Genomic DNA, 20877 nt, shown 5'->3' with positions numbered 1-20877 from the left:
TGGTGATTCGATGGATTCTGTCCCGCATCAGTCCAGTATTTTAGATAAGGTCCGTGAATGTACGCTATTGCATCACGGCGGCGAAGCCGATGTCTATGGAGTGGTCGCCGACGGGAACGAGTATGTTCTAAAGTGGTATGGCTCTGAGAATCGTTTTGACGAATCCGTCATCGAAACGCTTTCCCACTTGAATATTCCGGGGCTTTATCGAATCCGGGAATCGGGCGTGCGCGAAAACACGACGTATCTTCTTTACGACTTTGTTCAAGGCATGAGTTCTGCCGAGGTCCAGCAGATTCCCGTTGCGGTGGCGCTGCTCCTGCTCCGGGAACTTGTCCGTACGCTTGATGCCCTTGCCGGCAAGGATGTTCATCACGGCGATCTGAATCCGTCGAATGTCATTCTTTGCTCGTCAAAGTTTGGCTTGCAGGCGTTCCTGATCGATTGCGGTATTGTGGGGCCGGGGGCGCTTGCCTATGCCGCTCCGGAACGATTTCAGGGGAAGCCCGCTTCTGTCAAGAGCGACTTGTTCAGTACCGGCTTGATGCTTTTCCGCTGGGTGGTGGGGCACGACTTGCTCGAGGCGAACAATTACGATGGTTATGCCGCTCAGGTTGCTTCTATCGACAATATCGATGTGACAGGCATTCTTTATGGAATGGGTTGCTTTTCGACTCTGGAACTTTCCGCCCTTGATCCGCTGTGGAAATCACTTTTGCGATTCGAAGCGGGGGAACGTCCCGAAGATTTTGATGAACTGGACGAACTTTTGGAAATTGCCCTGTCGACTCTTGGGGTTGGCGAGGTGACCGCCCGGACCTCCCTGCAACATTTTTCCGAAAAGTTCTTCGACGAAAAAACGGGGCGAAAATTCCCGCTGTCTGCACTGGATGGTGAAAAAACGGCCCTTCCGTATCGAAAACGCGATGTGCAACCTCAAAAAAAGATCCGAAAATTTGCCATTTTGGGCTTTTTTGGACTTATATTATTATTGGTTGCCCTGTGGCTTGCGTTCGGAACGAAATCTCCCGACATCGATGCCACGGGAAATCTGCTTTTGGAAAAATCCAGGAATCTGGAATCCGTCGATTCGCAAGAAGATATTTTGAGAGGTGCCCCATGAAGTCGGAAACGATGCTTGCTACAGAAAAGATGCTTGATGTAGTAAAGACCTTGCTTGACGAGGTTCAGCCGGAATCCCTTTTTGTAAAGATTCTGGAAGTGGCACGCAGCGTTCTCCATGCCGATGCGGCCGTGTTGGATATCGCAGGCGAAAAGCCGCTTCACTTGAGCAACCCGGAACAGGTATCCATTTCTATTTCTGCGGTCAAACAGGCCAAGGCTGAAAAGAGGGCGGTGGTGTGGAACCAGCTTGACGATAATTCGGCAGACCTTTCTAAGTCAATAGTGCAGAACCAGCTCACAAGTATCATGGTGTCGCCATTCCGTACGCCCGACAGCGAGGCGGGTTACCTTTATTTGCAACGTGCCGCCCGCAGCGATTCCTTTACCGAAGACGATAGCACCCTGTTCGATTCCTTCGTGTCCGTTTGTGAAAAGTTTGCCTTCGCCGCGTTTGACCGCATTCGTGACAAGGAATCTCTCGAAACCTTCAGGAATGTGATCCGCAAGGACGGAATCGTCTATTCTAGCAAGGTCATGACCGACCTGGTAAAATTGGCCGATAAGTTGGCCGTCCTTCCGATGCCGGTGATTATCCGTGGCGAAACGGGAACGGGCAAGGAAGTCATTGCCAAATATATCCATCGTCATAGCCCGCGTGCAGACAAGCCCTTTATTGCGGTGAACTGCGGCGCCATTCCGGAGCACCTGATGGAATCGCTCCTGTTCGGGCATGCCAAGGGGTCCTTTACGGGAGCCATCGAAACTCGCAAGGGTTTTTTCGAAGAAGCCGACGGCGGAACGATTTTCCTCGATGAAATCGGCGAACTCCCGCTGAACATGCAGGTGAAGCTTTTGCGCGTGTTGCAAGAAAAGCATATTACGCGCGTGGGCGACAACCGGGAAATTCCCGTGAACGTGCGCGTCATCAGTGCAACTCATGTGGACCTCGAAGAAGCGGTCAAGGCGAAACGCTTCAGGGAAGACCTTTATTTCAGAATTCAGGTGATGCCCATGATGGTGCCGCCCCTGCGTGAACGCGAACAGGATGTCGTCTTGCTCGCCGAGGAATTCCTGACCCGCTACGGGGCTGAATACGGTCGTGGCAAATACCACCTGAGCCGCAATGCCGAAAAGGCGCTCCTTGGCTACCATTGGCCGGGCAATGTGCGTGAACTCGAAAACAAGATCCAGAAGGCACTCATCCAGGCAGTCCACGGAGTGGTGCAACCGGGCGATCTCGGACTAGACGATGTTCAGGCTCAGGCGAAGGATTCTCCGCGAACCCTTAAGGAAGCCCGTGAAATCGTGGAACGCGAAGTCATCAGCCGCGCCCTCCGCGACAGCAACGCGAACTTGACCTTGGCGTCGACCATCCTCGGAATCGACCGTAAGGTCCTCCGTGAAATCATGGAGCGGCTTGGAATGAAGAAGGAAGATTTCAAGAAGTAATTTCTATATTGATAAACGCCCGAAAGACAGTTGGCACGGATTTTGCAAGAAGATGTGTATGAAAAAGTTGAATCTCATATCGACGATTTTGATGGCTGCGGCACTTGGCTATGCCGCTCCGTCTTCTGCGCGTCCTGAGTCCTCTGTCCCGACCCCCGCCGAAAACGCCGAAATTTCGCGAGAAATGCCGGATTTAGGTGCGAAGGAAAGCGCTGAATGGCAAAGGCTGCGTGCCGAGCGTCGTGCTGCCCGTGAGCAAATTCTTACGGACTTGCGCAACAGTTCCGCTGCAGAAAAGCAAAATATCCGCCAGGAAGTCTCGAAAAAACGAGACGATAAACCTCGCTTCGAGGGGGATTTCCCGAAAAATCAGTCTCGTGAACGACGCCCTTTTTATGAGCGGCCCGAGTCTGCTCCGATGAACCCGATGCATGGTATGCCCGACCGTACATTCGAGGGTAATCGTGATCGCCGATAGATGCGTTCGATTGCAGTAGTCATTCTATTGCTTTCGTCTGTGCTGTTGGCAGAGACCCAGGAAGCCGCTTATTTCCGCGCCCTCAAGGCGGAAGAAGCGGGCGACATCACCTTGGCTTTGGAATCTTTTGAAGAGGCTGCAGCCCTCCCTGGCCCGTACACCGAAGAGATTCGTGAAATCGTCAAGGAATATTACAAGGCTCTAGGAGTATCGGAAGATTCCGCGGATAATCCGTGGTCTTTTCGTTTTTTAGGAAATTTGGGCTTTTACGGACTACGTTACAGTGAGTTTGGTGGTGTCGACGAGGTGACGGAGCATGGGGGAGACTTGTTCTTGTCGCTGACGCCGTTCCTGGATTATACGACGGGGGACTATTTTCATTCGTTCGGCATCGGTTTCAATAGCGACTGGTTCCTGGCCAACGAAAACATGCCGGCGCTTGACACGAATGACTGGAAATTTTCTCTTGGACTTGAGTATTCGCTAGTCGGAAGCTCCGTTCTGCTGAATATCGGCGTAGACCTGAATTTTGCCCAGGGAGAAGATGTCTCGCCTTCCTTTTTTGGGTGGATAGAAAAGGATTTTGTACGGATAGAAAAGAACCGGCTGGGGATGGCTGCTTGGGGGTATTACGATGCCGACGGTCCGCTCGCCTTTGCTCTTTACGGGGCGTGGCGTAGAACGTCTACTTACGGCTGGAATGCGGCTGTTTATGTGGGGGAACGCTTCGAGGCTGATTCCGCGGTAGACTACGTTGGCTACTTGGCGGCGTATGAGGCTGCCTTGCAAGATGCTTTCAATGAAGCCGCCCCTTACGAAAGGGAACCTTTTGAGGGGGGCGGCGCTGAACGCTGGGATAATCGTGGCGCCATGAATCCGATGGATGCCTGCCTCGAAACGTACGGCGAGGAATGTTTTGAATGGGAAATTTCAAAAATTGATTCCATTTACTGGTCGACGCATAGCCGTCCCGATTCAAGTTCGGCGAATTCGCTGGATTCTGCCACTGATGTGTCGGTCGCTGTTCCCATGTATTACGCAACGTGGCTTGGTCCCACACTGCGGTCGAGGCTCTCTTATAAATTCAGGAATGGTCTTTCGCTTGAAGCGCGTTTGAACCTGTTCTATGGTTTTGTCCTTGACGGTCCCGACAGCGATTATGAAAAAATAAGGAAGTTCAGCGGCTCTTGGGGCGGTACGGTTTTCTGGAAACCGAATTCGCTGACCCTGTATTTGGGGCTGGATCAGTTCTACAAACATTACGGCCTTCCCGCATATTACAAGGGAATTTATCCGCAGAACACCCTGCTTTCCGAACTTAAGGCCGGTCTCAAATGGGAATTGTAATGTCATTCCCGCGTATGCGGGAATCTCTACTTATGAAAAAAGACTAGAACAAAGTTCTAGTCTTTTATGGAGATAGTGGGAGTCGAACCCATGACCTACAGATTGCGAACCTGTCGCTCTACCAACTGAGCTATATCCCCAGGTTTGAGGCGAAATATAGAATTAAGCGCCTACGTTGTCAAGTGTCAGTTACCCCGGTTGTCCATCGAAGAAAACATTTGGACGATTTCTTCGGTAAACAGCGAACTCGGAAGCCCCTGAGCGATTTCGAGAGCTTTTTCCAGATGTCCCTGCGCATTAATCTTAGCCTTCTTGAACGCATCCTTTTCGTTCAGCTTTTCGATGATGCTTTCGGGAACACCAGTTTCTCCTGCCCTTGCGATCTGTGCTTCCATTTCAGTGCGCTCCTGCTCGTTGCAACTTTCGAAGTAGTACAACAGCGGAAGTGTGATGAGGCCGTTGCCGAGGTCGGTGAACTTCGCCTTGTCCAGGTTCTTGCTCCCGAAACCGTAATCCAGAAGGTCGTCGATAATCTGGAAGGCGATGCCGAAGTGGCTACCCATCTGGGCGCACTTGTCGATGATTTCCTTGTCGAAACCGGCGAGGATTGCGCCGATGCGGGCTGCAGCCGCAATCAAAGACGCGGTCTTTCCATCGATAATGCGGTCGTATTCCTCAAAGGAAAGTCGCATATTTCCGGACTGGTCCAGTTCCAGGATTTCGCCTTCGATTAGTTTGTCCGCAGCCTTGGAAAGCACCGTCGGAATGTCGCGAGATTCTTCATCGATCACACACTGCATGGACTGTGACAGCACATAGTCTCCGATGAGTACTGCCACCTGGGTGCCCCATTCCTTATGGGCAGTCTTCTGCCCGCGGCGAATGTCGGTTCCGTCGATGATGTCGTCGTGGACTAGGCTTGCGAGGTGCAGCAACTCGATGCCTGCGCATGCGTGTGCGACTCGCAGGCTGTCGGGCTTCTGAGAACCGCTCTGTGCAATCAGGCAAAGCAGGGTCGAACGGATGCGTTTGCCCTTGCGCTGGAACAGGGATTCCAGTCGCTCGTTAATGCCTGCGGGTGCGTTTTTGGCTACACCGAAAATAACCTTTTCGGTAAGTTCCAACTGTTCCTGCACAAGCTTGCGGGCTTGTGCCAGTACAGTCTGAAAGTCTTCTTTACTTGGCACCATCGAAATTAAATATCCAGGTCGTCCAAGACCTTGTAAGCGTTAGATTCAATGAACTTGCGGCGCGGTTCCACGTCTTCGCCCATCAGCATACTGAAAATCTGGTCGGCCGCCACGGCGTCTTCCACATAGCACTGCTTGAGGAATCGCTTGGTGGGGTCCATGGTCGTTTCGGAAAGCTGTTCCGGAGACATTTCGCCAAGACCTTTGAATCGGCTGATGGTCACGTTCTTCTTGTCTTCGAGCTTCGCCATGGCTTCATCCTTGGCGGTTTCGTCGAACAGGTAAGTGTCCTTGGTGCCGACCTTGAGCTTGAACAGGGGCGGCATGGCGAGGAACACGTGGCCTTCGTCGATGAGCGGGCGCATGTAGCGGAAGAAAAAAGTGAGAAGCAGAGTCTGAATATGGGAGCCGTCCACATCAGCATCGGTCATGATGACGATCTTGTTGTAGCGGAGCTTTTCGAGCTTGCATTCGGTGCCGAGACCGCAACCGATGGCGTTCACCAGGTTCTGGATTTCTTCGGTGTCGAGCACGCGGTGGAGGCTTGCCTTTTCCACGTTCAAGATCTTACCGCGCAAGGGGAGAATGGCCTGGAATTCGCGGTTGCGGCCCATCTTTGCAGAACCACCTGCAGAGTCTCCTTCCACGATGAACAGTTCGCATTCCTTGGGGTCACGGCTGGAGCAGTCGGCGAGCTTGCCCGGAAGTCCGCCGCTTTCGAGAACGTTCTTGCGGCGGGCGAGGGTGCGTGCCTTGTGGGCCGCTTCGCGGGCCACGGCGGCATTGTAAACCTTGTCCAAAATCGTCTTGACGGCTGCCGGATTTTCCTGGAAGTATTCTTCGAGCTTCGCACCGAATGCAGAAGCCACATAGCCTGCGATTTCGGAGTTGCCGAGCTTACGCTTGGTTTGGCCTTCGAACTGCGGCTGCGATACCTTGATGGCGATGACTGCGGTCAGGCCTTCGCGGATATCGTCAGAAGTAATGGTGATGTCCTTCTTGCCCTTGGGCATTTCCTGCGCAAACTTGCTGATAACGCGAGTAAGGGCTGTCTTGAAACCCGTCACGTGCGTACCGCCATCGTAGGTGTTCACGTTGTTCACGAAACTGAAGAAGTTTTCCTGGAAGCCGTCGTTGTACCACATAGCCACTTCCAAAGGATACTGGCCGTCGGGGAGCACCAGGTGAATCGGTTCCTGGAACAGCGGGGTGCGGTGCTCGTCCACGAAACGCACGAATTCCGAAACGCCGCCGGGGTAGCAGAAAGTTTCGCTGTGCTTTTCTTCGGTGCGCTCGTCGGTGAGTGTCAGCCGGAGCCCGCTCATAAGGAAGGCGAGTTCGCGGAAACGCGTGGCGAGCGTGTCGTACACGTAGACGGTTTCGCTGAAAATTGTATCGTCGGGGTAGAATTCGACTGAAGTACCGGTCGTTCCGTCGCTTTCGCCGAGGTCCACCTGCGGGCCGCACGGGACGCCACGGGCGAATTCCTGCTGCACCACGCGCCCGTTGCGGCGCACGGTAACAACCAACTTGTTCGAGAGAGCGTTCACGCAGCTCACGCCCACGCCGTGGAGGCCTGCTGAGACCTTGTAGGAGCTGTTGTTGAACTTGCCGCCGGCATGCAACTTGGTCATCACGACCTGGATTGTGCCCACCTTTTCCTTGGGGTGGATGTCGGTCGGAATGCCACGGCCGTTGTCGGTCACGCGGATGCCGTTGCCCGGCAAAATGGAAATTTCAATATGGGAGCAGAATCCGGCGAGCGCTTCGTCCACGGAGTTGTCGACCACTTCCCAAACCAGGTGGTGGAGACCGCGGATGTCGGTCGAGCCGATGTACATGGCCGGGCGCACGCGCACCGCTTCGAGGCCTTCCAAGACGGTAATGCTTTCACCGCTGTAGGCTTCTTCGGCCTTTTTCATTTCTTCAGTTTCTTCTGCCATTTTTTACCTTGTTTTCTTCTTCTAAATTCTTGATGCCAGAAGCCTTTTCGACATGCTTTTAAATGAAAAGAATGTTCTTTACAGAAGGCTTTCCGAGCAACAAATTACACTTGTCAATAATAGCTTTTTTCTGCAAGAAAAGTTCCTGTTTCCACGCGGAACTGTCGCACTTTAGCGTCAAAATATTGCGCTCGAATTTAACGATTTGAACATGCGGTTTTATGAGCGGCCCCACTATGTTTTCGAGGTTGTTTTCTAGCTTTCCGAACGCCATTTCGTCGGAAAGATGAGTCTTGTCTAAAAGCATTTGCAACAACACACTGATGTCTTCAGGGTCTTTCCCGCAGATGGGCTTGCCGCGCCTTTTCCGGTAAGGTGTATCCATTACAGCAACAGGAGCTTCGAAAGAACGAATCCGCCGATAAGGATGCTTGTCATGCCGGCGACAACGGTGGCCTTGGTGTTCTTGCCCACGCCTTCGGCGCCGCTATGGGTCGTGTACCCGAAGAAACATGCGTAGCTGGCGATAAAGTAGCCGTAGAGGGTTGCCTTAATCAGGCCCACGACCAGGTCCCAGTCGCGGTAGAACATACGGACTCCGTAGAAGAACACGGAGAACGAAACATCCTTGTAGAGGTGCGCCACTTCGTAGCCGCCCACAATACCGATAAAGATACTGATAATTGTCAGCGTCGGGAGCATAATGACTGTCGCAATCAGGCGCGGCGCTAGCAAAAACTTATAGGGGCTTAAACCTAATACTTTGTATGCATCGAGCTGCTCGGTCACGGCCATGGTGCCAAGTTCCGAACACATGGATGCCCCGATGCGGCCCGCAAGCACCATCGCGGTAAGGATTGGGCAAAGTTCCACCATCACCGACTTGCCGACCGCCATGCCCACGAACATCAGCGGAATGATATCTGCGAACTGGTATGCCAGCTGCCATGCCATGATGGCGCCGGTCGCCAAGGATGCCGCCACCACTACGGGAATGCTGGTGAGGCCCACGTGCTGCATCTGCTCGACCGTCGTGTGGAAGTTGCTGAATGCACCGGGAATGCTCTTGAACAACATCCACACGAAGTGCAGGTAACTTGCCACCGTACGCAGAAACTTCCGGATAAACTTACCCAGACTTTCTGCGATCCTGTTCATGATGGTAATCAAGGATCAGCCCTACTTCTTCTTGGATTCCTTGGCGCTTTTCTTGGCTCTCTTGTCCGGGGCGCTAATGGCCTTCTTGTAAAGGTTCATGTCGCTCAGGTACTTGATGGCCTCGTTCAGCTGCTTGTCCTGCTTCAGGGAGAACGCCGTACTGACGGAATCGTTGATGAACGCCGTCAGAAGTTCGCGCTTGATGCCGTCCTTGATGTACTGCTTGTTCTCTTCAAACTGGGCGTTGCGATTGTTTTCGAGAGCGCTACGCATGTCGGCAATCCGCTGTGCGAGCGTGGAATCGCTTACGGTCTTCGCGCTGTCGCCCATGTAATTTTGCTCGCGGATGATGCTCTTTTCGAGCTGGTCCACACCGACCAGGGCGTTGCTCTTGACCTTGGTGAAGTTCGTATCCTTCATGCAGAAATCGCGGAACTGCGTGAACAGGCTGTCGGGGACTTCCCAGTTTGCATCGATTTTTGTACCGGACTTTTCGAGGTCGGGGCGAATCTTGACAGCGAACTTGAAGTACATGGCCATACGTTCCTGAACCTGCACCACCCAGGGCATCGGGGCGAGTTCCACTTCTACGTCGGGCGTGATGCCACCGCTGCCGAACATCATGCGGCCGTTGTGCGTGTAGAAGGTGTCAACCTTGGCGGTATCCTTTTTCGTGGAATCGGCCTTTTCGTCGCCTTCTTCTTCGGCGGCGTATTCTTCTTCCAGGAGCTTGAGTCCCTTGATGCCGTTCTCGGGTTTGTTGATGCAGCGGCCGAAAGGCAGATAGTAGAAGGCCGTGGTGAGCTTCAAGGCGTTCCCCTGGTTGTCCAGCGGGAAGATCGTCTGTACGGAACCCTTACCGAAGGACGTCTTGCCGATAATCAAGGCGCGGTCCCAGTCCTGGAGGGCGCCCGAGACAATTTCGGCGGCACTTGCGGAACCCTGGTTCAAAAGGACGACCATGGGCACGTCGGGCTTGACAATGCCGTTCCTGCGGGCGTGGCTTTCGGTCTTCTGGGTGCGGCCGCGGGTGCTTACGATGACGTTCCCCTGTTTCAGGAACAGTTCGCTGATTTCAATAGCCTGGTTCAGGAGTCCGCCCGGGTTGTAGCGCATGTCGAGGATGATTTTCTTCATGCCCTGTTTCTGGAGTTCCCTGAGGGCGTTTTCCACGTCGCTCGTGGTCTTGTCGCTAAAGGTGGCGAGCTTGATGTAACCGATGTCCTTGCTGACCATGCCGTAGTAGGGCACGGCGTGCACGATGATTTCGGCACGGGTGATGGTGAAGTCCATCAGGTCGGGGACGCCTTCGCGTTCGATAGATACGGTCACGTCGGTGCCGATCTTGCCGCGGAGCTTGTTCACGGCTTCGTCTAGGGTGAGCCCCTTGGTGTCCTTGCCGTCGATTTTACGGATGCGGTCACCGGCGCGGATGCCGAGGCGGAAGGCCGGCGTGCCGGACAAGGGCGAAATCACGGTCAGAATATTGTCGCGGAGGCTGATGGTTATGCCTACGCCGCCGAACTTTCCTTCCATCGAGACTTTCAGGCTTTCGTAGTCCTTCGGGGAGAAAACGGTCGTGTGCGGGTCCAGAATGTTGCGGATGCCGTTCAGGGCTGCATCGCTAAGCTCGGTCGGATCAACATCTTCGACATACTTGCGGTTGACTTCGGAAAGCACCTTGTTCAGGCGCGAGACTTCATTGTAGAAGTCGCCCGGGGCGTCCTTCTTGTCTTTAGCCGCGAAAGGGCTCGTCGTAAGGCAGAGGGCCGAAAGACCCGCTACAAAAAGAGTGCGAAAGTTCAGCATATTGAAATTCATGCTCTAAAAATACAATTTGATTTCTTTGTCGGGGCGACCCAAACGGGGAAAAACGGAAAAAACCGGCTCAAAGGCCGGTTTTTAATATTAGGAGAGAGAGAAAAAAAGGTCAAAAGTTAGGCGGCGTCGTTCAGGACGCGGGTCAGCTGCTCGTTGCGGAGCTTTTCAAGGGCGGAATCCTTGAGCTGGCGGGTGCGTTCCTTGGAGAGGCCTACCATCGGGGCGATTTCCTTCAGGTTCAGGTCGGAATCCATCTTGAAGCCGAAATAGAGCTTGATGATTTCTTTTTCCTGTTCAGAAAGGCTGTTATCCATCGCCTTGTCAAAAAGCTTGTTGCGGTTGTGATGCTCGGCGAGCTCGTCGGTGCGGAATTCAGTCGCTGCAATGGTGTCGCCGAGGGTTATATCGCCGTCTTCACCGACGGGAGCGTCGAGCGATGTGGACTTGTTGCCCATCATCAGAATTTTTTCGATGTCGTTCGCCTTATACTTGCTAACGCCTTCGAGGCTCTTCGGGTCAAGCATAAGTCCACCGCCGACGACCTGGTGCATCTGGCCGCCCTTCTTGGCGAAGCGGCGGAGCACGAGTTCCTTTTCGGCGCTGATGCGCACCAGACGGCCGCGTTCTGCGATGGCACGGGTAATGTTCTGACGAACCCACCAGACGGCGTAGCTGATAAACTTGATTTTCTGGGAGTGGTCAAAGCGGCGAGCGGCTTCGATGAGGCCCATATTGCCTTCGTTGATGAGCTCGTTCACGTCAAGGCCCTGGCCCTTATAAAGGTTGGCGATATTCACCACGAATCGGAGATTGCTTTTGACAAGCAGGTCCATGGCTTCGCGGCTGCCTTCGCGAACTTTCGCGAGTACAACCTTTTCTTGTTCCTTGGTAAGCAGCGGATATTTGGAAATATCGTTCAGATACTGGAAATAAACATCCCTGTCATCACGAACGTGCGTATTCTTTGTCATATCTACCTCGTTACTTGTTGTTTTGTTTGCGTTTGTAAATCTACCTCCTTTTCTATTTTGAAGTGTCATAGATTACGCTTTACTTCGCAAAAGTTTTTTGTGAATTTCGTCAAGGAAAACGGCACTTTTGTCACGTTTTTGTCATAAGGAGCTTTTTTTTGCTCAAATAAGGGCTATTTTTGTACCCAGAGAGACACTTTTATGACAAAAGACAACCAAAATTCCCAAGAAAAATGCTGCGCGTCAATACTCGAGCGAGTGAAACTCTTTTTTAGCAATCTGAGAATGTGGCTGGCCGAATTGGAGGAAGCTCAGTTTGATCGTGGCGAACGCGAGATTGTCGCCCTGATCGAGGACGAAAGCATCAAGCTTTATCCGGTGCCATCTTATGCTGTGTCGATTCTGGTCTGGTTTTTTATCCTGATTTTCCCGCTGATTTTGATTCTTGACCCGACGGCTCCCATGGCAAACGAGTTTGACTTGTGGAACATGGTGAGTTTCTATGTGCCGCTCCTTGCGACCATGATTATCTTTTTTGTGAACCTGCGCATCTTGGTTCCGAAACTTTTTGTCCGAAAAAAATACTTGGCTTATTTCTTGTGCAACGCCTTGCTTTTGGTCATTGGCATCGCCTGTAGGGAATTTGTTGTTTTCCTGATGACTAAAAATCCTGCCGAGACATTGTCGGACTTTTTTGCCATATATTGTTTTAGGGCTGTCCGGGGACATTTTTCGATTTGGACTATAGTCAGTTTCGTCTTGATATTGAATTTTGTATGCGTGATTTGCATTGCCATTGTTTTTGCGAGCCGTTCGATCATGAGGGCGTTTGTGATGCGCGAAAAACGCCGTACCGAGATGGCGTACGAACTTACTTTTTTAAAGCAGCAACTGAGTCCGCACTTTTTATTCAATACGCTGAACAACATCACAAGCCTGATTCGCTTTGATCCGGGCCTTGCTGAAAATAGCATGACGAAGCTTTCGCAGTTGCTTCGCATGATGCTTTACCAGACGTCTGATCAGTACATTTCGGTGAAAGAGGATGTGGAAATTCTTGAGAAATATGCGGACTTGGAAAGGTTGCGGTTAGACGAGTCCTTTGATTTGAAGTTCGAGATGAACCTTGAAAATCCGCAGGCGCAGGTGGTGCCGCTGATGATGATGCCCCTGATGGAAAATGCGATGAAACATTGCCTGAATCCGGACGGGATAAGCTTTGCTCATATTTATATCGAACAAAAGAACGGTGAACTTTATTTCAGGGCCGAAAACAGCAACTTCCCGCGGAAGAGTAAATCCAAGTCAAGTGGACTCGGACTTGCCACATTCATGAAGAGGCTGGAGCTTATGTACAAGGACCGCTATACCTATACAACGAAGGTTGAAAACGGCATATATATAAGTGAACTGAAGGTGAAACTAGAAAATGAAAAATGAGTGTAGTGGATTCCCTCCCTTCGGTCGAGAATGACTTCAGTTAAAAGTCGTCTTGGAAGGGATGCAACGAATTAAAGTCATCCTGGAAGGGATGCCGCGAATTAAAGTCGTCTTGGAAGGGATGCCGCGAATTAGAGTCATCCTGGAAGGGATGCAACGAATTAAAGTCGTCTTGGAAGGAATGCAATGAGTTAAAAGTCGTCCTGGAAGGAGTGTGACGACTGACGGCGGACAGCACTTGGTTACTCGTAACCTTAGTGCGCATGGTCCCCGAATGGGGATGATCCAGTGGTGAATTTTTTTTTGAAAAAAATGAGCCGGACCTCTTTACAATAGTTTGTTCTTTAACTATAATTTTGTACGGAGCAAAAATATTTATTAGATACATCCATACGCCATGGGTGTATCTTTTTTTTGTTTTAGGCTCTATTGGTATATGGCTTGGTAGATTTTGCATGGCGGCGGGTGCCGTCGTGTTCTGATAACATTATAAAGTTGGAGGTCCTATGAAAAATAGGATGTCAAGGTGTGCAGCCTTGATGGGGACCGTATTGTCCCTTTCGAGTTTTGCGCAAGTGTGTCAAGAAATCTCGCTGTATAAGAATGGCGAATCGGGTAAGGTGGAAACCGCGGGGACGACGTTCCCGGAAGCGCCGGAATGGAGCGCCAACTGGGGCGAAATGGAGGCGCTTACCCCGCCTTATATCCGCTGGTCCGGTATGAAGGACAAGGCGGGGGACTGGACGGGCGCATTGACGTTTTCCAAGTTGCCTGCGACCGTCCAGGGAGGGAACCTTTCCCTTAAGGTTCGCGTCTCGCAGAAGGCGAAGTTTGGCGTCTGGCTTGCGGGAAACTTTGGGAATAGCGGCGTTTCCTTCTACAATCTCGAACCGAACCGTACTTATTCCCTGACGGCTCCGGTGGAAAATCTCCTTGGTCGGGGCAGTGCCCGCATCGAGAAGGTGGGGGTCGGACTCTTCGACGTGCCGGCGCATCAGTATACGACGGTATTCGTGGATGATATTGCCCTCAGCTGCGGAATTTCGGACAACGAAAACGTTGGTGCTTCGGATACGGAAGATGCTTATCCTTTCAGCGATATTTCTCCGGAACGGAGCGTACGCTCGCCTAAGTTTATGCAGTCTAAGGTCCCGGTAACGACGGCGGCATATTCTTCCGAGGAACGTTCCGCCTTGACGGCGTCGACAAACGCCATGTTCGTCTTGAGCGAAGATGAACATATTCAAATAGGGGCATTTGTGAATAGGGACAGCTTGACCGCTCAGGAATCGCGTAGCGGATGGTTCCGGAGCATGTTCTTTGTCGAAAGAAATCGCTTGAAGGATAGTGTCATAGCGAATCCCAAGGCGCTCTTTTACGAGGCCGAAATTTATGCGGCGGGAACGGATAATCGCGCCATGCCTCTGTTGCTGGGCAATGTGGATTACGCTTACCGAGTTTGCGCGGATACCGCTTGCGAAACAAGTCTGCTGAAGAATTCTCGTGTTCTGCTTGCGGGCCTGCCTTCGGAAAATGTCGGTGGCTCCAGACTGAAACTATTCTACGATCCTTATTTTGTGAGCACGAACAGGAAAACGCCGCCCAAGGTGGAAATATGGTCGGACAACCAGTGGAAGGTTCTTGAACCGAAGAGTGAAATGGAGCTGGAGTTCGAATCGGCTGGTCTCCAGAAGATTCGCCTTAAGCTGACGGAAGGCGGATTGACCGTTAATCAGAATATCTTTGTGGAGGTAAAGTAATGAAGTTTCTGAGCATCCTTATTATGTGCCTGCTGGCATCTACATCTGTTTTTGCAAGAAATTATACTGTCAATTTTGCTAAATCGGCTGACCAGATCTTGTGCGCGAGGGAAACTTCTACTGCAAGGTTCGTCGATGCCTCTGGTGCGATTTGCAACGTTCAGATGACTCAAAACGTTCGAATCCGCGTCTACGAACCGCAAGGGAGTAGTTCTGCCAAGTACGGTTTTGCTTTGGATAGGCCATTCTTTATTTTGGACGGGATTTATCTTAACTTAAGGGGTTTGCGCACCTTGGACGCGTTCGAAAAGGAAGTCAATGGAATCGGCCTCACCAACATTCTTTCGGAATTGGGGTACACGCCGATTTTAGTGCAGTTCCCCGAAACGGTGAGGCGTTCGCTCGAAGAGAATGCGGCAGATTTCTCGAGGCTTCTCCAATTCTTGAATAATAATAGCCTTATTGATTTTGCTAATAAACAGGAGGGCTTCGTCGTGATGGGAATTAGCCAAGGTGGAGTGCTCGGACGCTATGGAGCGTATCTTTACGATACGAAACGAGCGAAAACGGATGCTCCCATTAAGCTTTATGCCTCGCTGGATTCTCCCCATCAGGGGGCTGTGTTGCCACTGTCTCTTTACTATACGATTAATTTCTGGGCGAAAGAAGGCGGGTCTGCTGAAGCGGAGGCTTTCCGGGACTTGATTGATGGACCTGGTGCGAGCGGCTTGCTGCTGTATGACTATGTTGAAAAGGACGGAAGGAGAGAATATTTTAAGAATATATCTTCGGAAAGGTTCCTTTTTGGGCAATACCGCAAGGCGGCAGAATATAAGGGTTTTCCGTCAGTCCTGGTTGCGCAGGGACAGCTGAAGGGTAATCTTGTCGAAGGAAATCTAAATTACTTTAAATTGAACCGCGCGGCATCTAAGGCTTCGGTCGTAATGGGGCGCGCCATTAGCGAAATGGGGTATTCTCCGGATAATTCTGCAAGAATTGCTTATAACAGGGCCTACAAGAAAATGGATTACGATCGTAAACGCCAAGAAAATCAGGCGTCCCTGTACGATTTTGTTCAGGGAAGTACATATCCTTTTGCGGAAACGATGTATAACAGCTTGCTCTCCGGAATGGAAAGTGCGATTCCGCCTAGTATGCAGGTGAGCGTAGGGTTTTTCTCGGTGGGGTTGTCCACAAACTGGGACGAAAAGCAGCTTAATCAGAAAAACAGCACCTTTATTCCTACGGCAAGTGCGATGGATATGAAATGCGATGGAACTCTCGCCATCGACAAACCATGTGCGTTTCATCAAACTTCGGACGGATTCCCGTTTACGAATCCGGGAAACCGTAGCACGGCCAATGCTGCTTACGCGGTCGATCCGACGCATCCGCGCTATAATGAGCCGATGAGTGGTCGTCATGTAGAGCTGCCCGATGGTTCAAATGCAAATGTTGCAGATGGAATGCGCGTTGATTTGTGGCGCCTGCTTTGCGAACTCGCAAATCAGGACTATGATTCAACGTATAGGGCTTTCCGAAACGAAAAATTGGCGGGACACTTCGTTCCTGGCACGAATTGTATGGACCCGTCTAAAATTCCGCATCTCTTGAGTACGCTAGGAAGTGTCCAAAGAACAGCGCCCGGCTATAGTCGATATATGTATGAGCAAACGGCTTCTGAATTAAATGACTTGGTCTCGTTCAGCGTTCCAGCGGGTTGGCACAAGGTGAGTCTGCATGACAACGGGGCGAGCATTCCGTCTGCTTCAGTCATTGAAGTTGAAATCAAGGTAAATCAATCCAAGGGAAATTGGATGAAGGCGGAACTCCTGCTCTACAAGAGCAGGAACGGGGGTGGTCAGCTTCAGCTGAAAGAAATAGATGTTCCTTTGGATGGCAAGTATCATGTATTGCGCTGGAATATGCCCGCGGCACCGGGAGCGCTTGATCGTTACCATTGGTTCGGGGTGGTCTTGAACTCCGATGGAGCCAATGTGACCATGCATGAACCCGAACTATTTGTCTCTACGGCAGGTCTCAATGTTCCTGCGGAAAAGGTACGCTCGCAGGTTTATCCGTCCAATGAATACAAATTTGTCCCTTGGACAGAATCTCAAAGTTCCAGCACTTACTCGGATGCACTGGGAAATGGTGCTGCGTTGAAGTTCGGTCGAGCGGGGGGCGGAATGCACCTTGACCTTGATGGGGAAAAATTCATGGGAGACTATTCGACTCTTAAAATTACTTATTGGCCGGGGACTTGCAGCGGTACGGGAGTCTATTTCGATTCCTTCAAAAAAGGCCGCAAAATGATAGGTTCTGGCCGAATGGATGGCAATTTTATGGTCTCTGAGATTCCTTTGGCCGAAATTGTAAATACGCTTTATACTCCGGAACAGAAACTGGTTGCCTCTAGGCTTGTCTTTGAAAATGTCGTTACTAACGAAGAATGCCTGATTCATGACATTGTCTTGAAGTAACTTGTTGTGGATATGTTATTTTTACTTGAGAGTGTTTGGAAAGTGAATCCTAATTTTATGGAGATAAAATGAAAAAAATATACATGCAAATGGCGGTGACAGCCTCGTTGTCGTTGTTTGTCTCTGGATGTTTGGAGCCCACTTCCCGTTCTATGGGGGCGACCCTTATGCCGGCCCCGTTGATGCACCGTGCCTCTGCGGATAGTTCCTCGTCGGAAATGTCCGTGACCGCTTCTGGTTTCTGGGGGCACACGGGTGACGACTACAACGTGAAGGACCTGAATGCGGGAGGTGGAAATGTAGGCTTTACCTACCGCATGGGCGGAGCGTTGTCGCCGTTCTTCGTAAACATCGCGGCGGGCGGTTTCGGCGGTTCGCTGAAGTTCGGTTGCGACGAAGGGAGTAAGTGCAATCCGTCGTCGCTTACGAAAACAGAGAATACGGTACCGCTGGATGGTGACGCGAAGTACGCGGCGTGGCTTAGGAGCGATGCTGGCAAGGAAAGCTACAGTTTCTGGAATATCCAGGAACGTATCTTGGCCGGTATCGACTTCAACCTGGGGGCGTACGTCATTCTTGGCTTTGCCGGTGGTGCCCAGTTGTTCCAAGGCGCGTCCGATTATGACGATGCCCGTGAAAAACTGGACGATCTGCGGATTGTCGACGATGTGGACGGAAAATCGGGGGCCGCTTTCGCGACCGCCTACTGGTTGGGTTTGCATCTTGGCCGACACGGACAGTATGGCAACCTGGTCGCGGAGTATGACTTCCTGCATAGGGGGAGTCCCGACAACTGGACATCTTCGCTCAAGTTTACCTATGCGCATCCGACAGGGTTTTTCGCAGGTCTCGCGAACAATAATCTGATGTCTGTGACCGTGTATGCGGGTAAGCAGTTCGTGTTCTAAAAAGATTCCTTGAAAAGAGAAAAGACAAAAAGAGCCCCGGCGATTTGCCGGAGGCTCTTTTTAATTTGTTTATGAAGCGGCGGTTGCCGCAACAAATTACTTGAGGGTCTGAACCTGCACGTCCCAGCTCTGGTTGCCAAGAGCGATGCGGTAGGTGCTTGCGGCGCCGGCCTTCATGTTCTTGGTGTCCACGGCCGGAGCAGCGTTCGGGTCCTTCTTGGGAACGCCAATGTGGCGGTTGCCCTTGAGGAATTCGATACCCTTGTTGCCAGCCTTCGTCTGGAGGCAGCCCGTGATGAAGATGGTTTCGTCGGTAACCGGCAGACCATTTTCTTCGAGGAGAGCCTTGGCCTTCGGAATGCCCGGTTCGAGAATTTCTTCTGCGCACTGGACGCCCGGATAGGCTTCCTTGAACGGCTTCATGTTGAACTGGTCGGCAGCGATCTTCACGAGTTCCGGATCCGGTTCGCACGGGGTCTTGCCCTGGTAGCCGAGGAGCATCTTGCCGTAGCCTTCGGTCATCTTGAACCAAGTACCGCGACCGGCAGCCTGGTTCAGGGTGTTCATGTAAGCCTGCTGGAAGTAGAACTGGGAAACCGGCGTCACGGAAGAAGCAAAGCCACCGCGACGGACGCATTCACTCATGTTCTCGATCACCTTCGGGAACAGGTGGAAGGTCTTGGTTTCACGCATCATGAGGGTGTTGGCGGTAAGAGCGCCACCCGGCATGGGGCTGAAGATCACGTCGGTGGTAATCTGGCGTGCTTCAGGCGGGAAGTTGTAGTCCTTGAGGCATTCAACGGCGACGTTGTTCGCTTCCATGAGTTCCGGAATATGGTCATCGACGATGCTGTCTTCACCGAGGGCGAGCTTGTATTCCGTACCCTTGAGGGCGTGGAACATGGAGAACAGGTCGGGCTGAGCCGTACCGCCGGAAAGCGGCTTGCGACCGAGGTCGACACCATCGGCGCCACCTTCGATAGCGGCCTTGTACTGGGCCACACCGGTACCGCAGGTGTCATGGCTGTGGATGCGGAGTTCCACCTTGTCACCGAGGAGCTTGCGGGCGCGCTTGAAGGTTTCGTAAACCTTGGTCGGGTTCGTGGTACCGGAAGCGTCCTTGAAGCAGACGGAAGCGAACGGAACACCTGCGTCCAAGATGTTGCGGAGGATGCGTTCGTAGAATTCCGGGTTGTGGGCGGCGTTGAGGTCGCATCCCGGAGGAAGTTCCATCATGGTCACGACGACTTCGTGTTCCAGACCGGCATCGGTAATGCACTTGCCGGAGTAGATGAGGTTGTTCACGTCGTTCAAAGCGTCGAAGTTACGAATACGGGTCATGCCGTGCTTCTTGAACATGTCGGCATGGAGCTTGATCATGTCGCGCGGCTGCGGGGCGAGGGCCACCACGTTGATACCGCGGGCAAGTGTCTGCAGGCGGATGTTCGGGCCGACTACGCGGCGGAATTCGTCCATCATGTCGAATGCGTCTTCGCCGCAGTTCTGGTACAGGGCCTGGAAACGGGCGCCGCCACCAGCTTCAAAGTGGGTGATGCCAGCCTTCACGGCTGCTTCGACCGCGGGCATAAAGTCCTTGGCGAACACACGGGCACCGAAAATAGATTGGAAACCATCGCGGAACGAGGTGTCCTGGAACTTGATCTTTTTCATTTGTGTCTTCCTATGGGATAAATCCCTGGTTTTTACTGTACAATAAAATACGGATGGAAAGATAGAAAAAGTAGTGGTTGGTGATTGGTGATTAGTGGTTAGAGGATAGCTGAAAAAAGGCTTTTAGGCAAAAAGCGAGAAAACGATGTTTTTTTGAGGATTCGCTAATTATTGTATTTATAATAATCATATTTAGACGCTCCGCTTCGCCTTCAAATTGGATCCTAGTACGGGAGATCCGTCGTTTGAACTTGGGCTTGGCGAAATAAAGAGTCCGCAAAAGACCTTGGACGAAATCATTGACTACCTTGAATCTGAAAAGATTCCTTGCATTGATTCTGCAATGGAACAGTAAAGGATTGTTTGATTTATCCGGCAATCAAATTGACGATTAGGGCGATTAAACCGCCTAGCAGCAAAACGGCTATGGCGACCATCGAGACGAAGGTCCACTTGGCGTATTTCAGGAGCTTAACCAGGCTTGCGTTCTGGTTTCCGACAAATTGTTGAATCAGGTTGATGCCTGCTGCGAGCGTAAGGCCAGCATCGTCAATCCAGCCTATGATGGGAACGTCTGGAATCAAGTCTATCGGAGAAGCGTCATAAGCCAAGGCGGCAAGCATCAGCAACACCGCCAAAGCCTTTTTTATGTTCGAAGAATTATCTTCCACAGGAACTTCTTCCCGGTGAATTTCGTGAACTTCAACTTCTTCGATTTCGTCTTCATCTTTTGCCATGGCATTTAATATAATAAATTTCCTCAATGGCGCATGCGAGTTCGTTTTTCTTCTGTTTGAACAGTCAAGTATTCCTTGACAGTTGGTTTGTGTTGAAGTACGCTTTTTTTTAACCAGCAATTATATTGCAGGCTTTAGGGAGTCTTTTGTATTGACAATGTCAATACGCTCTAATTTTAGATTGATTGTTGGCTTATACTTGGAGAAAGTAATATGTAAAATTTGCATATTACTTTCTTTGGGGATTTCGCCTACTTAAATTAGCGAATTAATTGAATTTTCCGAATTTTTTAGTGATTCGTTCAATTTCTGAATATCCGTCAATTGTTGGAACATAGACATTTGGCAACCTCTAAAAATTACCCCAAAACGACTATTTACAAATAAACTAACATT

The 20877-nt window shown here is 51.3% G+C and carries 17 protein-coding genes and 1 tRNA gene; 9 read left to right on the top strand and 9 right to left on the bottom strand.

From position 1 onward, the window contains the following. Nucleotides 1-10: 10 nt before the first annotated feature. From Q0P86_RS09655 to Q0P86_RS09640, 4 genes are read left to right on the top strand one after another with little or no spacing between them, the layout of a single operon-like run. On the top strand, nt 11-1123 hold the full coding sequence (locus tag Q0P86_RS09655; protein WP_295039061.1) for a serine/threonine protein kinase: 1113 nt from the start codon (nt 11-13) through the stop codon (nt 1121-1123). Beyond that, entirely contained in the window at nt 1120-2574 is a 1455-nt protein-coding gene (locus tag Q0P86_RS09650; RefSeq protein WP_295039059.1) for a sigma-54-dependent Fis family transcriptional regulator, read from the top strand. The genes Q0P86_RS09655 and Q0P86_RS09650 overlap by 4 nt, the downstream gene beginning before the upstream one ends. Nucleotides 2575-2632: 58 nt before the next feature. Next, nucleotides 2633-3052 (top strand): hypothetical protein, encoded by a 420-nt coding sequence (locus Q0P86_RS09645; RefSeq protein WP_290995543.1) that lies wholly within the window; start codon nt 2633-2635, stop codon nt 3050-3052. Continuing rightward, nucleotides 3053-4399, top strand: a complete 1347-nt coding sequence (locus Q0P86_RS09640) for a hypothetical protein (protein ID WP_294112594.1) — start codon at nt 3053-3055, stop codon at nt 4397-4399. Between the two features lie 67 nt (nt 4400-4466). Here the strand turns inward: Q0P86_RS09640 and Q0P86_RS09635 are convergent. The 7 genes from Q0P86_RS09635 to Q0P86_RS09605 all read right to left on the bottom strand — a co-directional run bounded on the left by Q0P86_RS09635 (nt 4467) and on the right by Q0P86_RS09605 (nt 11482). After that, nucleotides 4467-4539 (bottom strand) — tRNA-Ala (locus Q0P86_RS09635). A gap of 45 nt (nt 4540-4584) precedes the next feature. After that, entirely contained in the window at nt 4585-5589 is a 1005-nt protein-coding gene (locus Q0P86_RS09630; RefSeq protein WP_290995165.1) for a polyprenyl synthetase family protein, read from the bottom strand. 5 nt (nt 5590-5594) lie between these two features. Next, nucleotides 5595-7532, bottom strand: a complete 1938-nt coding sequence (gene gyrB, locus Q0P86_RS09625; RefSeq protein WP_294112595.1) for a DNA topoisomerase (ATP-hydrolyzing) subunit B — start codon at nt 7530-7532, stop codon at nt 5595-5597. A 58-nt stretch (nt 7533-7590) separates the two neighbouring features. Beyond that, entirely contained in the window at nt 7591-7917 is a 327-nt protein-coding gene (locus Q0P86_RS09620; RefSeq protein ID WP_291025464.1) for a DUF721 domain-containing protein, read from the bottom strand. Continuing rightward, nucleotides 7917-8690 (bottom strand): ABC transporter permease, encoded by a 774-nt coding sequence (locus tag Q0P86_RS09615; RefSeq protein ID WP_254793797.1) that lies wholly within the window; start codon nt 8688-8690, stop codon nt 7917-7919. The genes Q0P86_RS09620 and Q0P86_RS09615 overlap by 1 nt, the downstream gene beginning before the upstream one ends. A gap of 21 nt (nt 8691-8711) precedes the next feature. Then, nucleotides 8712-10511, bottom strand: coding sequence for a S41 family peptidase (locus tag Q0P86_RS09610; protein ID WP_294112597.1), 1800 nt, complete (start codon nt 10509-10511; stop codon nt 8712-8714). Nucleotides 10512-10627: 116 nt separating this feature from the next. Beyond that, nucleotides 10628-11482, bottom strand: coding sequence for a sigma-70 family RNA polymerase sigma factor (locus tag Q0P86_RS09605; RefSeq protein ID WP_295039055.1), 855 nt, complete (start codon nt 11480-11482; stop codon nt 10628-10630). A gap of 285 nt (nt 11483-11767) precedes the next feature. Here Q0P86_RS09605 and Q0P86_RS09600 point away from each other — a divergent pair, with 285 nt between their 5' ends. From Q0P86_RS09600 to Q0P86_RS09585, 4 genes are all read left to right on the top strand, one after another. Next, nucleotides 11768-12922 carry a sensor histidine kinase gene (locus tag Q0P86_RS09600; RefSeq protein WP_295039053.1) on the top strand — a complete coding sequence of 385 codons (1155 nt, stop codon included), beginning with the start codon at nt 11768-11770 and terminating at the stop codon, nt 12920-12922. A 506-nt stretch (nt 12923-13428) separates the two neighbouring features. After that, nucleotides 13429-14682: a hypothetical protein gene (locus tag Q0P86_RS09595; protein ID WP_290995189.1), complete on the top strand. Its 1254-nt coding sequence runs from the start codon at nt 13429-13431 to the stop codon at nt 14680-14682. Continuing rightward, nucleotides 14682-17165 carry a hypothetical protein gene (locus tag Q0P86_RS09590; protein ID WP_295039050.1) on the top strand — a complete coding sequence of 828 codons (2484 nt, stop codon included), beginning with the start codon at nt 14682-14684 and terminating at the stop codon, nt 17163-17165. Before Q0P86_RS09595 ends, Q0P86_RS09590 begins: the two co-directional genes overlap by 1 nt. A gap of 68 nt (nt 17166-17233) precedes the next feature. Next, complete coding sequence (locus tag Q0P86_RS09585) at nt 17234-18073, top strand: hypothetical protein (RefSeq protein ID WP_295039047.1); 840 nt, start codon at nt 17234-17236, stop codon at nt 18071-18073. 96 nt (nt 18074-18169) lie between these two features. Here Q0P86_RS09585 and Q0P86_RS09580 read toward each other — a convergent pair whose 3' ends face one another. Continuing rightward, entirely contained in the window at nt 18170-19744 is a 1575-nt protein-coding gene (locus tag Q0P86_RS09580) for a biotin attachment protein (protein WP_072976800.1), read from the bottom strand. Between the two features lie 217 nt (nt 19745-19961). Between Q0P86_RS09580 and Q0P86_RS09575 the strand changes: the two genes are divergently transcribed. Continuing rightward, the gene (locus tag Q0P86_RS09575) at nt 19962-20099 is read left to right on the top strand and encodes a hypothetical protein (RefSeq protein ID WP_291025466.1); all 138 of its coding nucleotides are present in this window, start codon (nt 19962-19964) and stop codon (nt 20097-20099) included. A 13-nt stretch (nt 20100-20112) separates the two neighbouring features. Here Q0P86_RS09575 and Q0P86_RS09570 read toward each other — a convergent pair whose 3' ends face one another. Then, a complete protein-coding gene (locus Q0P86_RS09570; protein WP_290995199.1) occupies nt 20113-20481 on the bottom strand; it encodes a DUF1232 domain-containing protein in 369 nt (122 codons plus the stop codon). Nucleotides 20482-20877: the final 396 nt, after the last annotated feature.

The organism is uncultured Fibrobacter sp. (assembly GCF_946062555.1).
GTDB lineage: Bacteria > Fibrobacterota > Fibrobacteria > Fibrobacterales > Fibrobacteraceae > Fibrobacter.
Note: the sequence above shows the minus strand (reverse complement) of the source record. Positions and strands in the feature narration are given on the sequence as shown.